This window comes from Paenibacillus tritici (assembly GCF_013204885.1).
In the GTDB taxonomy this organism is placed as follows: domain Bacteria; phylum Bacillota; class Bacilli; order Paenibacillales; family Paenibacillaceae; genus Paenibacillus_AQ; species Paenibacillus_AQ tritici.
The window spans coordinates 67,324-82,197 of the sequence record NZ_JABMKX010000025.1 but is presented as its reverse complement, the minus strand read 5'-3'; the positions used below and the strand labels follow the sequence as shown (position 1 = coordinate 82,197).

Genomic DNA, 14,874 nt, shown 5'->3' with positions numbered 1-14,874 from the left:
TCGACTTGCATGTATTAGGCATGCCGCCAGCGTTCGTCCTGAGCCAGGATCAAACTCTCCAATTAGTATTGAAAAGAGCGATTGCTCATTTTGAAACATCTGACGAGAATTTACATTCTCTTTTTTGGAATTCACTTTCGTGATTTCCCACTCACTCGTTGTTCAGTTTTCAAAGATCAATGTCTCATTTTAGCTCTTCACCGCATCTCAGCGGCGACCTTCATAATATATCATAGTGTTTCGTTGTTTGGCAAGCTTTTTTTTGAAAAAGTTTATTTTCATTATTTCTTGCCTGCGGCTTCTCTTAAAACAATTAAAAGGAGCGCGAGATATAATGTATCATGTCGGCTCCCTTTTCGTCAAGCTATTCAATTCATTTTATTTATCCGGATTTCATCCCGCTCACAACTTAATGTTTGAACTGAGAAGAACGTCCACCCCAAGCATACTTGGACAACTCTTTCTGGGGAGCAAAACGCGCATACATCCGGAATACCGTTTTATATCGATTGGCAATAGCCTGTCTAATGTTCTGGTCTAATCGCTGGTCACTCATATCCAATAGCATTTCATCCAGTTCTTTGCGCAATACATAGTCCAGCTCCTTGCATTCCTTCTCATTGAATAACATTCCCAACATATGCTTGGCCTCCTTCATGAAATTCATAGTTATTCAAAATCATCAAATGCCTTATCATTTAACGCGAAGACTGCCATTTGATGTGGGAAGCTCTTTATTGAAGTGCTTACACTAGATTAACCGGAGTACTGAATCTATAACCATAATCATAAGAAAATTCCAGTTATGGCCTCTCTTCATTCAACCTGGAAATAGACCCAAATGTTTCGGCTTTAATGTTATGCACAATTCCCAAGGATTTTATGATAAAAGCGAAAATGTTATTGTGCTCTCAATAATGGCTGCAACGAACAGGAGAATAACAATCCAGAAGGAAGCGGTCAAAGTCTGGCGCATAAAGGCCGGCCATACCACTGCCCTTCTCTCACTCCGTGTGATTGCCGCCAAGAGCGTAGACCATACCTTACTCCCAAACGCTATCCCAAAAGCGCAGGCAATGATGATTGCCGGAATCTCAATAATTCCATGCGGCAGCAGTCCTTTTACAATCAGCGTGAACAGATCCTGTCCCTGTATCGCGGACAAATGAATCAGATAACCAATAACCGCACCGTTAATTAATAGGAATATGGCAGGCAAGAGACCGAATAACGCCCCCAGAAATATGATTACGACGCTTTTGATGCTATTGTTCAGAAAGATGAAGACAAAAAAGCTCCACTGCGGGTTAGACGACTCCCTAAGGTCCCCGCTAATCTGACTGATTCCCTTCAATTGCTCATTCAGCAGCTCTTGAAGACTTCCCGTGCCGATCCAACCCATCACTCCTCCAGCTATGAATAGCAGGGTAGCCAGCAGCAGTGCTGCGCGAATTGTCCTTAGATCCTTAATAAATGTATTAAAAGATAACATGCTTACCTCCTGAATGGGACTACGTCTATTTTGTATTTCGTCTCGATTGATTCATATCTGAGGTCATAAGCGTCCTGTACGAGCATACATTTAGAACAAACAAGCATTTCGCATGGGAGAGGAGCGCGACTTTATGAATTCTTTTTATGTATTTAGCGGCAAAAAGATAAAACGGTTCCTTTACATCTTTGCTGCTGCGCTTCTTACCGCCGGCGTCGTGTATGTGGAAAGGGGCAACATCACCGTGTTCTCTGAAGCAGCCCCTTCCGCCATTTACAGTGTGCCGACGGAAAAGAAGCTGATTGCCTTAACCTTCGATATCAGCTGGGGAGAAAAAAGGCCCGAGCCGATTCTGAAGGTGCTGGAAGACAAAAAGGTGGATAAGGCGACATTCTTCCTGTCCTCCCCCTGGAGCAAGACACATCCTGAGATCGTTACCAGCATCAAAGACGCCGGATATGAGATCGGCAGCCATGGTCATAAGCATGTGAATTACAGCACGCTAAGCAATGAAGAGATCCGCACACAGATCAGCACTGCGCATACGGTTTTGACGGAGCTCACAGGTTCACAGCCTAATCTGATCAGAATGCCTAACGGCGATTTTGACAAAAGAGTACTGCAGGTTGCCACCGATCTGGGCTATAAAGTCATTCAATGGGACACGGACTCACTGGACTGGAAGAACATCGGTGTGGACAATATCGTAAACCGTGTAACGAGTAAGGCCCATCCCGGCGATATTGTGCTGCTGCATGCCAGCGACTCCTGCAAACAAACGCATGAAGCTCTGCCTCAGATTATTGATAAGCTTCGCAGCCAAGGGTATGAGTTCGTTACCGTATCTGAGCTGATCAGCCAAAGCAATGCAAGCGGTAAGGAAGTCCGCGATTCAGCCTGGCTCGATGATGGCCTGGAAGACGCAGCCGGAATGTAACAACGCTTAAGGAATATTTAGTGGCGCGGCGAGATGAGCTGGGAAATATCCGGAGTTGGAGTGTTCAGCTTCGGGTAACTCAGGTCAAGCCCCTCCAGTGTCTTAACCACAATCTTCAGCGCCAGATAGTTGCGATACCAGCGGTGATTCGCAGGAATCCAGTACCACGGGGCTTTGTCTATACTGCTCTCGCGGAAAACATCCTCGTACGCCTGTTGATAATCGTCCCAGTATTCGCGTTCCTGCAGATCACTGGCATCGAATTTCCAATGCTTCGCCGGATCGTCAAGCCGCTCCTGGATTTTCTCGAGCTGCTTCTCCTTGGAGATATGCAAAAAGAGCTTAATTACCGTTGTCCCCTCCTCCGCCAGCATCTCCTCAAACTGGCGGATGTAGCGGAAACGCCGCTTGGCATCTTCTTTACTCAGACTGCCATGCACCCGGGGCACCAGCACATCCTCATAATGCGACCGGTTGAACGCCGCTATATAGCCTTTGGGCGGGGTCTTCATATGGACTCTCCACAGGAAATCGTGAGCTTCCTCCTCCAGTGACGGCTTCTTAAAGCTGGTAACGATGAAGCCTTGCGGATTGACGCCGGAGAAAATATGCTTAACTGTGCCGTCTTTTCCGCTTGAATCCATTCCTTGCAGGATCACCAGCAGCGAATGCTTCTTTTGGGCAAACAGGATATCCTGCAGCTTCACCAGCCGTTCCTTCAGCTTCTCTGTTTTGGCTTCTGCTTCTTCTTTGGATTTGAATTCACCCAGTTCATCCGGATCGAGGTCCTTCAGGCGTGTTTCATTTGTGTCTTTTATCATATAGCGCTTGATGTTCATATATTCCCTCCTCCACTCTGTTCTTTAAGATTAACCTCTTGGGCTTCATTTTAACCTCTTCACATCAGCAAAGCCAAAACCCCGCCTCCCTGGTTAGATCCAGAGGGGTGGGGTTTTGGCTTTATTCATAATTTCAGAGTGAGGCCGGTTTCAGAATACGGTGCAGCATCAGAATCTGGAAGGCATTACAGGCGATAAGCGGGACAAGAATAAATACGGTAGCGCTGTCCACGCCAATGCGGAGGACGCCGATAATCTCCACTATTGTGATGGCTGTCATGAAGAAAAAGGTGGGGACCCAGGCTGATGCATTCGTGCTGCGTATTTTGAACCAGGATACCATAAGGGCTGTCAGCAGAATAGCCACGCCCAGCGTCAGATCTGAACCCACACTCCGGTCCCCGCTGACAAAGGTGCGGAGGAACATCAGCTCCAGCAGCGCAAGCACTGCAAGCACCAGTTGTATGTATCGCCAAGCCTTACGCGGAAATACGCCGATGCCCGTATAGTTGAGAATAAGATAAGCGAAGAATCCGAGCTGGGCATATACGCTAACAAGCGCTCCGTAGCCAAGAAGAATCAGGGCGTAGAGGAAAAAGTCGGCGGTGCTTTTAAATTGAATTCCGCCATTCACTATCTGCAGAGCAAGACCGGCAATCACGGCCCCGCCTGCACCGATCAAAAGCGTGGTCCAGAACAAATAAAACCATTTTCTTAAGCTCAGCGCCTTCACCTCCCCGTGTCAGATTTATTTTACCAAGGTTACCGTCAAAAAACCATTACTCTTCAACATAAATGTACCTGCGGGCGGCATACTACAATCATTGATTCTAATAAAGGAGGGCAGCGCCAATGAAATGGAGGGCTCTATGGTCTGGAGGCTTGGCACTCGGCTTGGCGATCACGTTAACCGCCTGCGGAGGCGAACAGAGCAGTTCTTCTTCCGGTGGACAGGGCGGATATAAGGAAATGAAGACGATGGTTGTAGATATATTAAAGAGCGACGAAGGTAAAAAGGCTGTAGAGGAAGCCCTGTCTACCCCCAGCTCAGATGAGGGTGGCGGCGGCAGCGGCGGGATAAGCATGAAAATGATGCCTATGCAGACGACAGAGCAGATTAGGATTGCCGTTAAGGATACTCTTACAGCACCCGAGTATCAGAAGGAAATCGAAAAAATCATGACCGACCCGCAATTTGCCGGGGATTTCGCCAAAGCGATTAATAAAGAGAGCAAGGAACTGCATCTTCAATTGATCAAGGACCCCACTTATCAGAAGTCTGTTGGAGAAATCATGAAATCGCCCGAAATGATGAAAATGTTCCTCGATCTTACTAAGACTCCGGATTACCGCAAACAGTCCATGACCATTATGCAGGAGGCTATGCAAAATCCGCTGTTCCGTATGGAAGTCCTTACTCTGCTCAAAAGTGTAGTTCAGGATGAGCTGCAGCCCAAGGTTGAGAAAAAGGATGCAGGAAAAGGCGAAGGCGGCGGGGAGGAAAAAGAAGGCGGAGGAGAAAAACAGGAAGGCGGAGACGATTCCGGTTCAGGATCTGGTTCGTAATTCAAATAAGGCCTTGCCCCAGGAATGGGGCAGGCCTTATTTTTGCATGCGCATCGCGGAATGTTTATTGCTCGTATTTGGCAATCAGCTTGTCTGCAATTTCTGCGAATAACATTCCGGTGGCTGTCTCCGCCTTATAGACCGACGGTGAGAAGTCCGGCTCGGAGATATGGTTATCCGGTGCACCCAGCGGCACCTGGGCCAGCAGCTCTGTATGCAGCGTTTCAGCCAGACGGGCTCCGCCGCCGCGTCCGAAGATATAATCCTTTTTGCCGCAGGAGGAGCATTCGTAATAAGCCATGTTCTCGATGACCCCAAGGATTTCATGCTCCGTCTGCAGAGCCATTGAGCCTGCTCTCGCAGCCACAAAGGCAGCCGTTGCATGAGGAGTAGTTACAATGATCTCTTTGCTGTGCGGCAGCATCTGATGTACATCGAGCGCCACATCCCCCGTACCCGGAGGCAGATCCAGCAGTAGATAATCAAGCTCGCCCCAACCCACATCGGCGAAGAACTGACGCAGCATTTTGCCCAGCATCGGCCCTCTCCAGATCACCGGACTATTCTCACGGATAAAGAAGCCCATGGACATGACCTTCACTCCAAAACGTTCTACCGGAATAATAGTTCCTTCATCGACGACCGGTCCCTCTTCAATCCCCATCATATCCGGGATACTGAAGCCGTAGATGTCAGCATCAATCAGGCCGACTTTTTTGCCTTTCCGGGCTAGTGCTACGGCAAGATTCACGGTGACCGTAGATTTCCCGACTCCCCCCTTACCGCTGGCAATAGCAATAAAGTTCACACCTGAGTTCTCATTGATCAGCTCATGCCCCTCAAGGCCCGCTGCGTGTCCTTTGAGCTTCTCCCCTTGTTCGGAATCCGGCTCGCCGTCTTCGCCCTCTCCGCGGAACATAGCACGTTCATAATCGGTGGCATCACGCAGGCGGATGTGAATATTCTCAGCCCCGCCCTCCGTAAGCAGATCACGCACCTGCTGTTCCAGCTCCATGCGCTTCTTCTCATCGGAGTCAAGACACACGATGGATAACGATATCCGGTCTTCTTTGACCATGATGTCGCGGATTAGCTGCAATTCAACAAGGCTTTTTCCGGATTCCGGGTCTGTGAGCGGCTGCAAAAGTTCCTGAATTTGTTCCCTGGTCAGCATGGAAGCACCTCTGTTTCTGTCCGGCGGTAAGCCCCGGTATTTGCATCTATTATAGCATTACCCTCCGGGGGAAGAGTAGTCCCTGCCCTAATCCCTTGGTTCTATGGCTGCTCCGTGCTGTACCGCAGAATTCCCCGGTAGATGCTGGTAGCGACCTTCCGCTGATACACATCATCCCCAAGCAGCAAGGACTCCTGAGGATGGGACAGGAAGCCTACCTCCACTAACACGGATGGCATCTTTAAGACTTTTAACAAATAAATGGTGTTCGCGGTCTTCGCCACCCGGTCTGTATTCTCAAGCGTTGCCCGAAGTTCATCCTGCACCCGTTCGGCCAATGCCTTGTTCCCCTCGTTGCTTGGATAATAGAAGGTCTGCGCCCCGCTCCAGCGGTTGGAAGGAATACTGTTCATATGTACGCTGATGAATAGATCCGCCCCCTTCTCCTCAATGCTCCGCACCCGCTGCTTCAGGTCCTCTGTCTTGCGCTTTGCGTACCCTTTGGTGTTGTCCTGGGCGAGATCATAATCCCCTTCCCGGGTCATGACCACGATTGCCCCTGCCTGCTGCAGATAATCACGCAAGTACAGCGATACAGCGAGATTGATCTCCTTCTCAATCAGACCCGACCGGCTCACCGCCCCACCATCCGGCCCGCCGTGGCCTGCATCAATGGCAATGACCTTGCCGGACAGCGGCAGGCTCCAATAGTTGACTGTCCTGGCAGTCGGCATATCATATGCGATGATACCGATCATCACAGCGAGTAGTATAGCGCCTAGGAAGCTTTTTTTGATGCTGCTCCAAGAGATCCAGACCGAGAATTTACGCCGCTGCCCTCCAGACATAACAAAGACCCCCTCGTCCCGATAGATTCTACTCATCTATATGGGACAAGAGGGCCAAATAGTACTGGCTGTTCCAGACTATACGGAGACTTCTGAAGACATGCCTTCAATCAGAATCTGCGCCACCTCAGGACGCGTGAATTCTGGAGGCGGGCACTGACCGTCACGCAGCAGCGCACGTACCTTCGTACCCGATAGCGTCAAATGCTGGTCGCCCGGATGCGGGCAGGTTTTGCTGGAGGCCATATTCCCGCATTTCACACAGAAGAAGCTGTGCTCGAAGAATAGCGGCGTAATGCCGAGCTCCTCAGCGGTGAAATTAGCAAAAATCTCCTGCGCTTCATACGTGCCATAGTAATCTCCTACACCGGCATGGTCGCGTCCGACAATAAAGTGTGTACACCCGTAGTTCTTGCGCACCATCGCATGGAAAATCGCTTCACGCGGTCCTGCATATCGCATAGCCGCCGGAAACACCCCGAGAAATGTACGGTTCTCCGGATAATAATTCTCCAGCAGCGCGAGATAACTCTTCATCCGCACATTGGCCGGAACATCGTCCGATTTAGTCTCACCCACCAGCGGATTCAGGAAAAGAGCGTCTACAACCTCCATAGCGCACTTCTGGATATACTCATGGGCCCGATGTACCGGATTACGCGTCTGAAAGCCTACAACCGTTCTCCAGCCCTTCTCTGCGAAGATCTGGCGCGTCACAGCGGGGTCAAAATAGAACTCAGCGAATTTCTCCGGCTGCGGGCGATTGAGCACAGTTATGGGTCCGCCTACGTAAGTGGCCGGCCGGGCCAGCAGCTTGCTGACACCCGGATGCGCGGGATCGGTTGTTCTGAACACATTCTGAGCTTCAAGCTGCTGATCTACCGTATAGATACTCTCAATATCAAGTAATCCGTAGACAACACCGTCTTCCTCGCCAATCAGTGAAACTCTGTCCCCTACGGCAAGAGATGACGCCTGCTCTTCGCCTACAGCCAGCGTAACCGGAATACTCCACACGGTACCGTCAGCCAGCCGCATGCTTGTAACTACAGAATGATAATCCTCTTCGTTCAAGAATCCGGTAAGCGGCGAGAATGCCCCTACACCGATCAGGTCCAGATCCGATAAAGTCCAAGTATTAAGTGCAATTGATGTATGGGCTGAAGCCTGCTCCAGCAGTGCTTCTCTCTGCTCTCCGGCGGCGATGCGCTGAATCAGTGTTCCTCCATGAGGAAGTATTGAAGTCATCCTTATTCTCTCCTCCTGTATCAATGCCTGTGCAGTGCTGGTAGTTCTGGTATTGTAGAGCTGGTACCTTATTTATGCAGTCCGCATTCTGTCTTATCCGACCCGGACCATCTTCCGGCACGCGGATCTTCACCAGGCATAACTGCCCGGGTGCACTGTTCACAGCCGATGCTCGGGAAATTGCGGTCATGAAGCGGATTATACACTACCTCATTCTCGCGGATATAATTCCATACATCCTCTGTAGTCCAGCTGGCAATCGGATTGAACTTGACCAGTCCAAATTTGTTGTCGTATTCCACCTTTTTGGAATTGGCCCGTGTAGGTGCCTGATCACGGCGGATGCCGGTAATCCAAGCGTCGTATTGTGAGAGAATGCGGGTCAGCGGTTCAACCTTACGGATGGCGCAGCACTGATTCGGATCACTGTTCCATAGAGCCTCCCCGTACTGAAGCGCCTGCTCTTCTACCGTAATCTGTGGAGACACACGTACGAACTCCATGCCGTACTTCTCGGCCATGATATCTCTAGTCTCATAGGTTTCCTTGAAATGATAATCCGTGTCCAGATAGAACACATCTGTCGAGGGACTCACCTTCTGGATCATATCCACCAGCACCACATCCTCCGCTCCAAAACTGCAGGCAAAGGTTATATTCGGAAAAGTCTCCACCGCCCAGCGGATAATCTCCTCGGGAGTAGCATTCTCCAGCTCTTCCGCTTTGACTTTGATTAAATCCTCTTTCTCGAGCAGGTTCATCTCAGTTTCCTCCATCCGGATATTTCATAAACATCTGGCTTCCGCTAATTCCAACTATTCTTATATGGAATAGTATAAGGCATGTGGAGCGGATGCACAACAGTTTTATCCATTTTGGGCGAAAGTTTTGGATGGAGGGATGAGAGAGTTTTCAATCGTCATCACCCTGTAAAAGTCATAACTGTTGCCGGAGATACAATCCATTTAACCGGAACTATGATTTAAGCTCTCTTTGTTCAAGCGTCAACATCGCGATTCTCTTCCTTTTCCAGGACCGATGGAATAACCATAAACAGATCCTGCCGCCGAGTATACATAAGCAATGTTAAAATCACCAAGCCTAGTGTGGTGCCAGTTTGAGCCACTGTCCAGGACATGGACTTCAGTGCAGTATTCACAGCATTTCCGCCTGAGATGTTCGAAACCCGAATCCAAAAGGCGATAGCCATTTTGAAGGTATAAGCACCCAGGAAAAAGGATGTGGCCAGCATGAACAGGCTGACCACTCTCGCCCGGAACCTTTTCCGGAAATACAAAAAAAGCGCGGCCATCAGCAGCAGCGCACATACGAATGAAATACCATATGCAATTAACAGCACGATATCAGTGCCCCCCATTGTCTGCACCCCGATCATAAATTAAAAATTCAGCAAATCTGTTGTTCTGGATCTCCTCCTGAATTTCCTTGGAGGTATCTTTATAACGGCGTATAGAGATTGTTAATGTCCATTCCCCTCTCCCTAAAATCAAATAGCCCCCAGGGATCCGAGGGCAAAATAAACGTCTCTGTAGTGTCGGATATACTTAGTTAGTCTACTCTCCTAGATATCATGACTCTGCTTGTACCGGAATCTGCTACAGCAACGAACCTGTTGTTTCCATAACAAACAGATCCCCATCTACCATCACCAGGTGAACTTCTTTCAGTCCAATTAATACCATTTTGAGACGTCATCACTCTATTTGTAAAGGACCTTCTAACTGCAACAAAAAGCCCACTTCCGTAACAAACAGAGTCCCAGGCCTCTGAAATATTTAGTTCGTGTTTATCCCAATTAATTCCATCAATTGAAGTGAAAATAAAATGATTATTATAAGCAATTGGTGCAACAAACAACCCGTTTCCATAACAAATAGAGTTAGAAGAAATGGGGGCGGTATGTGTTGCCCAATTAATACCGTTAGACGATGTTGCAATTATTCCAGCGCCAACATTCTGAACAGCGACAAATATACCGTTACCATAACAAACAGAGCTCCAATCAGCTTCAGGGATATCAATTACTGTCCAGTTTATACCGTCTGTGGAAGTTGCACCATATATGTCAGAATCAGAGCTAGAACCAACCGCCACGAATCTACCATTACCAAAACAAACAGAATCCCAGAAGCTGTCTGGACTGTTCCTAACGGTCCAGTTGATACCATCCGGGGAAGTTGCAATGTTGTAACGCCCTACTGCAACAAACAAGCCTTTCCCATGACAAATGGAACTCCATGAGGCTTGAGTCATAGTAGATTCTGTCCAGTTGATACCATCTGTGGAAGATAGAACAGAAGTTGTTGATCCGTTGTAAGCTCCATTTACTATGACGAATATGCCGTTCCCGTAACAAACGGACTTCCAGGATCCAATAGTCGGGGTTGTTTGAAGTTCCCATATTGCTCCAGCCCGTACCATAGGCAACGAACGTATGTTGTCTATGAGCATGTTATTAGAATCATTTGGAGTGGAAAAATTGGAGCCAACATCAATTAGCGTATTAGATATACTTTCTTTGAATTTATCCATGGTAACGATATAATTACTGATTCTTTCATTTGAAGTGGATGTCATAACTTGATTTAGATAACTCAAATTTGAAACAGCAACAAGCGTTCCGTTTCCATAGCATACTGAGTACCAACTTTGCCTATAATCTACATCTCTAACAGTCCAATCCTTACCATCTGGTGAGGTCATCACATGACTAGATGATCCTGCAGCTACAGCTACAAACAATCCACTTGCATAACACACGGAATTCCAAGAGTTATCTTCTGCGCTTACTCTCGAAGTCCAGTTAATGCCGTCTGGAGAAGTCATGACCTGATTGCCATTCATTTCTCCGTTATACCCTACAGCTACAAACAATCCATTTCCGTAACACACCCCATACCAATAAGTACCTTCCACACTATTTCTTAGCGTCCAGTTGATACCATCGTTACTGGTCATAACTTGTTTTCCTGGATGATAGAAATCATACCCTACAGCAACGAATAGTCCATTTCCGTAGCAAACATGGCGCCAATCATCATCTGGTCGAATGACTGATTTCCAATTAAAACTATCCCTGCTGGTCATCACTACTCTATCCCCTACAACAACGAATAGGCCATTTCCGTAGCAAACTGACTCCAATCTCGAAGAATGGGTAGCTTGAATAGTCCAATTAATACCATCTATACTTGTCAATACTTGTCCGTTAAAACCTTCTTTTGCAACGGCAACGAACATTCCGTTTCCGTAACCAACGGATTCAAAGTTGTAGGTTGAAACTGTGATATTCCAATTAATACCATCCCGACTCTTCATTACTGCATTTTCTCCAACAGCAACAAACATGCCGTTACCGTAGCATACTGAGTACCAGCGATAAGGAGAAGTTACCTCTTGCACTAGCCATTCTATGCCAGGAGGAGATAAGGATAATTTCCCTGGTATAACTCCGTTCTCTGTACCAATAGTTTTGCCTTTCAAAACATCCCCAGCAGTTGCAGTACCATACTCACCCCCTTCACCCTGTAATTGAAAAGCCGTTCCATCATACACAACTGTGTACACTCCGTTTAGAGCAAGCGTGGCAGCGTTACCGTTTGGCTTTTTGATGGGTTTGGCTCCCAGCGCATTAGGGTTTAAGGTAGGATTAGCACCGCTTGTAATATGTGATATGAAACTAAACTTTAGTCCTGCCACCAGCGCCGTAGGTGCTGGGCTAAGAGTAATGGTGTATGCAGTGGCTATGCCAGACGTGGTACCAAATCCTGTGTTATTATTCAGTAACGTTTTGTCAGCAGCAGACATGAGACCAGCTGTGCTGGCGGTTGCGGTTGTTGTCGATGCTTTAGCATTCCATGTATTTTTTTCTGCATCAGTAACAAATCGGTTATTCGCATCTTGCACAATGATAGACGGTGGATGTGCAGCTGGATGTGTGTAGTTGTTGGCCCCGGCGGCCACTCCATCCAGCTTCGCCTTATCTGCTGCGGCCATCAGCCCCGGTGCACTGGTCGTGGCCGCAGTCGTAGATGCCTTGCCGTTCCACGCCGTCCGCTCTCCTGCGGTGATATGAACTGTTGTATTTGCCGTATGGCTCGTTACATTGGCCTGCACGGTATTAGCCTTGGCAGTAGCATCCGTCGCAGCCGCTGCCTGGGCAGCGTTCGCTTTCGTGGTTGCGTCCGTTGCTGCAGCAGCCTGAGCCGCGTCTGCCTTAGTCTGCGCTCCAGCCGTTGTCTCCTTAGCATTCCACGCCGTCCGCTCCGCCGCAGTAAGATGTCGTACGGCATCATCTGCATGGACCTTGGCTGCCTCCAGGGTTGTGACCGGAGCCGTCCGCCATGAGGATTTACCTGTAATGGATTTGATCATGTTGGCCAACCCGCCGAACAGGGATGTAATCGTGCCGGTGTCTCCTGCCGGAGCTGTGGTATCAGAGATCGTCCGGTTGCCTATAACCGCGTCTGATGCAGATCCGGCGCCGCCTGCTCCCGCAGTGATACCCGCCAGCTTATTCTTCTCAGTCGTTGTGTAGTCATTGGCGGACAGACCCTTGCCGGATATTTTATCCACCTTCGACGCTGATACGGCATCCAGATCCTTTTGTAATGCAAAAATCAGTGAGTCATCAATGCTCGCTGTAATATTGGCCGCCGTCCCAACGACAACGATGCAGTCAAAAGCCTTCTCAATGATATCTGTTCCGCCGCCGGGCGCGATATAATCCGCTGTCACTCCTGCATTGGCATAGGCGTACAGGATCTCCCCGGCATCCGGGTCTTGAGCAAAGACCCCAACCTCCCGAAAATAAAAGCCTGTGGTCACATCGGCGTTAGAAAGCGTTGTACCGATAATCACTTTGTTAGGCGGTTGCATCTGAAGACGGGCAACCGGCAAGCTTTTCTTGGGGGATATCAGCGCGTTAAGTGCGGGTACCGATTGTCCACTAAGCGATCCGTCGCCAATCGCGATCCTGGTGTAATTGAGCTGTACTCCCGCCTGCGCTTTTCCTTGCAGTACCAATCCTTTATTCGTTAATGTCATGCCTCCAAATACTGCCACATGTTTCCCTCCCTAAATTGTAATGTGTTCCCCGAAATGTAGAAAGCCGCCGAAGTAAAAAGGCAGCTGCTCCGCTTGTGAAATGGTGACGCTGTCCAGCACAGCTGACAGCCGTTTGACCGCATCAACGGCGGCAATGAACTCCTGCGCCCGCTCCGCCGTCACATCAGCATTATTGGTGACCACCCGGAAATGATGCGGGTCACCGCCATACTGCCACCATTCTTCGACAGCTCCCTGGCCAAACAAGATCGCAATCAGATCCTCTACCGCTCCGGCTGTACCTTTGTGCCTGTGAAATGGAATGGCATTTTGGATCAGCAGCCGTTTCTGCTCCAAAGGCAGATCCGGATCATAATACGGCGGGCTGAATTGCCACGCCAGTTCATCTGTCTCCTCATTGGTCCACTCGGCTGACCGCCTGAATATGTCCAGGCCGGCAATCATACGATATGTCTCTTGCAGCTGTATATCCAGTGCAGCCGCAGCCGCGGCCATAGCAGGATCATTACGAATCGGAACAGGCAGCAGATCAACCAGGCTTACGGTCTGAATCTTAATCATCTGCCAACCCTCCATAAGTGATTGTCGTTGTGCCGCTCTGTGCAATCTGGGTAGCAGACAGAGCCGTATAGACAGGTGCTGACGCCACCACCCGCAGTGCCCCGGCAGCCATGATGCGGGCAATCAACTCCGATGGGTTAATATCCCGGCCCAGCTTCGAACGCTGCCATAGCTGGTAAGCAGCCACTGCCGCCGACACCGCTGCCTGGATAGCCGGCACCTCTGCAGCCCGGCTGCGGCTAATATAATAGGTTACTGCGGTATTAAAGCTTACCGGTTGTGGAGCACTCACGCTTACCAGATCTGTCAGTGGCCGGATCCCCCTGTCTTCCAAGGTCTCGGCGATAGAATTCAGGACATCCTCGCCGGGAATCTGTCCCTCTGCAAGTAAGGGAACAACAGTTACACGGCCTGGTGCCGGAGAGTAGGCATGAACATCCATAACTGCAGAGGACGCGGACTTGGCCCAGAATTCATAAGCTCCCTGTGGACCAGCCGTTGAATAAGATTCCGGTGCAAGGCGGATACGCTCCTTAAAAGCTTCATCCGTCTCTGCAGCGGCTCCACCGGAGCTAACTGTCAAATTGGTTATAGATTGAACAAAAGGCAAAGGGTCCATCTGAACATTAATCTGTCCGGGCAAAAACCCGTTTCCTACCGTTCCGGAGTCAGAACATTGTGCAGCTACTATCCCCGCAGTCTCTCCCGCCGGAATTTCCAGATACTCAGTAGTTGTAAAATAGATTGAACCATTGCCGCCCTGCACCCCAACGCGCGTTCCCGCAGGAATCGAAGTCGCTGAAGCCAGGGGAATGGATAAAACAAACTTAAGGGTTACGATAGCTGCCGACGCCTTTAACCGCTTCGAACCTTGAAAAGCTCCCATATGATCCAGGAGTGTCCCGGAAGCATAGCGCAACAAATTCCCTTTTGCCGTCTGATTGATAAGCACCTTCTGCTGGATAATGACCGCTGCGAGCGAAGACAAAAAGAGCCGCACCGGATCGGCGGGCTGCAGGGTGCGGCCAGCGAGGCCTTCATATACAGTGATCACATTCTGCTGAATGGCTGCTGCATCTTCTTCCGCAAAGAGAATTTCCGGTAATTCAGCATATTCCAAT

General features: G+C 49.2%; 14 protein-coding genes and 1 rRNA gene. 2 read left to right on the top strand and 13 right to left on the bottom strand.

All coding sequences use genetic code 11. The features are described 5' to 3' along the window. The 3 genes from HQN87_RS29585 to HQN87_RS29575 all read right to left on the bottom strand — a co-directional run. Positions 1 to 65 (bottom strand): 16S ribosomal RNA (locus HQN87_RS29585); the annotation flags it as partial. Positions 66 to 409: 344 nt separating this feature from the next. Beyond that, positions 410 to 640: a hypothetical protein gene (locus HQN87_RS29580; RefSeq protein ID WP_173140540.1), complete on the bottom strand. Its 231-nt coding sequence runs from the start codon at positions 638 to 640 to the stop codon at positions 410 to 412. 240 nt (positions 641 to 880) lie between these two features. After that, the gene (locus tag HQN87_RS29575; protein WP_173140538.1) at positions 881 to 1,492 is read right to left on the bottom strand and encodes a stage II sporulation protein M; all 612 of its coding nucleotides are present in this window, start codon (positions 1,490 to 1,492) and stop codon (positions 881 to 883) included. Between the two features lie 133 nt (positions 1,493 to 1,625). On the opposite strand from HQN87_RS29575, the gene pdaB reads away from it, so the two are divergent. Continuing rightward, positions 1,626 to 2,429, top strand: a complete 804-nt coding sequence (gene pdaB / locus HQN87_RS29570; RefSeq protein WP_173140536.1) for a polysaccharide deacetylase family sporulation protein PdaB — start codon at positions 1,626 to 1,628, stop codon at positions 2,427 to 2,429. A gap of 17 nt (positions 2,430 to 2,446) precedes the next feature. Here pdaB and HQN87_RS29565 read toward each other — a convergent pair whose 3' ends face one another. Both HQN87_RS29565 and HQN87_RS29560 read right to left on the bottom strand, forming a co-directional pair. Next, a complete protein-coding gene (locus HQN87_RS29565; RefSeq protein ID WP_173140534.1) occupies positions 2,447 to 3,268 on the bottom strand; it encodes a PPK2 family polyphosphate kinase in 822 nt (273 codons plus the stop codon). Positions 3,269 to 3,401: 133 nt separating this feature from the next. Continuing rightward, entirely contained in the window at positions 3,402 to 3,992 is a 591-nt protein-coding gene (locus HQN87_RS29560; RefSeq protein ID WP_173140549.1) for a KinB-signaling pathway activation protein, read from the bottom strand. A 128-nt stretch (positions 3,993 to 4,120) separates the two neighbouring features. On the opposite strand from HQN87_RS29560, the gene gerD reads away from it, so the two are divergent. Next, a complete protein-coding gene (gene gerD / locus HQN87_RS29555; protein ID WP_173140532.1) occupies positions 4,121 to 4,834 on the top strand; it encodes a spore germination lipoprotein GerD in 714 nt (237 codons plus the stop codon). A gap of 64 nt (positions 4,835 to 4,898) precedes the next feature. Here the strand turns inward: gerD and HQN87_RS29550 are convergent, their stop codons facing one another. The 8 genes from HQN87_RS29550 to HQN87_RS29515 form a co-directional block, all read right to left on the bottom strand. Next, entirely contained in the window at positions 4,899 to 6,008 is a 1,110-nt protein-coding gene (locus HQN87_RS29550; protein WP_173140530.1) for an iron-sulfur carrier protein/transcriptional regulator SalA, read from the bottom strand. Between the two features lie 101 nt (positions 6,009 to 6,109). Then, the gene (cwlD, locus tag HQN87_RS29545; RefSeq protein ID WP_173140528.1) at positions 6,110 to 6,856 is read right to left on the bottom strand and encodes an N-acetylmuramoyl-L-alanine amidase CwlD; all 747 of its coding nucleotides are present in this window, start codon (positions 6,854 to 6,856) and stop codon (positions 6,110 to 6,112) included. A gap of 78 nt (positions 6,857 to 6,934) precedes the next feature. Beyond that, entirely contained in the window at positions 6,935 to 8,104 is a 1,170-nt protein-coding gene (gene sat / locus HQN87_RS29540) for a sulfate adenylyltransferase (RefSeq protein ID WP_173140526.1), read from the bottom strand. Between the two features lie 68 nt (positions 8,105 to 8,172). After that, positions 8,173 to 8,865, bottom strand: coding sequence for a phosphoadenylyl-sulfate reductase (locus tag HQN87_RS29535; RefSeq protein WP_173140524.1), 693 nt, complete (start codon positions 8,863 to 8,865; stop codon positions 8,173 to 8,175). Between the two features lie 236 nt (positions 8,866 to 9,101). Further along, complete coding sequence (locus tag HQN87_RS29530) at positions 9,102 to 9,500, bottom strand: hypothetical protein (protein ID WP_173140522.1); 399 nt, start codon at positions 9,498 to 9,500, stop codon at positions 9,102 to 9,104. A gap of 173 nt (positions 9,501 to 9,673) precedes the next feature. Continuing rightward, a complete protein-coding gene (locus tag HQN87_RS29525; protein WP_173140414.1) occupies positions 9,674 to 13,189 on the bottom strand; it encodes a hypothetical protein in 3,516 nt (1,171 codons plus the stop codon). A gap of 12 nt (positions 13,190 to 13,201) precedes the next feature. Beyond that, the gene (locus HQN87_RS29520; RefSeq protein WP_173140519.1) at positions 13,202 to 13,753 is read right to left on the bottom strand and encodes a phage tail protein I; all 552 of its coding nucleotides are present in this window, start codon (positions 13,751 to 13,753) and stop codon (positions 13,202 to 13,204) included. Continuing rightward, entirely contained in the window at positions 13,746 to 14,873 is a 1,128-nt protein-coding gene (locus tag HQN87_RS29515) for a baseplate assembly protein (protein WP_173140517.1), read from the bottom strand. The genes HQN87_RS29520 and HQN87_RS29515 overlap by 8 nt, the downstream gene beginning before the upstream one ends. Position 14,874 lies beyond the last annotated feature (1 nt).

Excerpts from the sequence above, each read along its gene's own strand:
- HQN87_RS29580 (WP_173140540.1), bottom strand. The coding sequence starts at position 640 with ATGTTGGGAATGTTATTCAATGAGAAGGAATGCAAGGAGCTGGACTAT.
- HQN87_RS29575 (WP_173140538.1), bottom strand. The coding sequence starts at position 1,492 with ATGTTATCTTTTAATACATTTATTAAGGATCTAAGGACAATTCGCGCA.
- pdaB (WP_173140536.1), top strand. The coding sequence starts at position 1,626 with ATGAATTCTTTTTATGTATTTAGCGGCAAAAAGATAAAACGGTTCCTT.
- HQN87_RS29565 (WP_173140534.1), bottom strand. The coding sequence starts at position 3,268 with ATGAACATCAAGCGCTATATGATAAAAGACACAAATGAAACACGCCTG.
- gerD (WP_173140532.1), top strand. The coding sequence starts at position 4,121 with ATGAAATGGAGGGCTCTATGGTCTGGAGGCTTGGCACTCGGCTTGGCG.
- HQN87_RS29550 (WP_173140530.1), bottom strand. The coding sequence starts at position 6,008 with ATGCTGACCAGGGAACAAATTCAGGAACTTTTGCAGCCGCTCACAGAC.
- cwlD (WP_173140528.1), bottom strand. The coding sequence starts at position 6,856 with ATGTCTGGAGGGCAGCGGCGTAAATTCTCGGTCTGGATCTCTTGGAGC.
- sat (WP_173140526.1), bottom strand. The coding sequence starts at position 8,104 with ATGACTTCAATACTTCCTCATGGAGGAACACTGATTCAGCGCATCGCC.
- HQN87_RS29535 (WP_173140524.1), bottom strand. The coding sequence starts at position 8,865 with ATGAACCTGCTCGAGAAAGAGGATTTAATCAAAGTCAAAGCGGAAGAG.
- HQN87_RS29530 (WP_173140522.1), bottom strand. The coding sequence starts at position 9,500 with ATGATCGGGGTGCAGACAATGGGGGGCACTGATATCGTGCTGTTAATT.
- HQN87_RS29520 (WP_173140519.1), bottom strand. The coding sequence starts at position 13,753 with ATGATTAAGATTCAGACCGTAAGCCTGGTTGATCTGCTGCCTGTTCCG.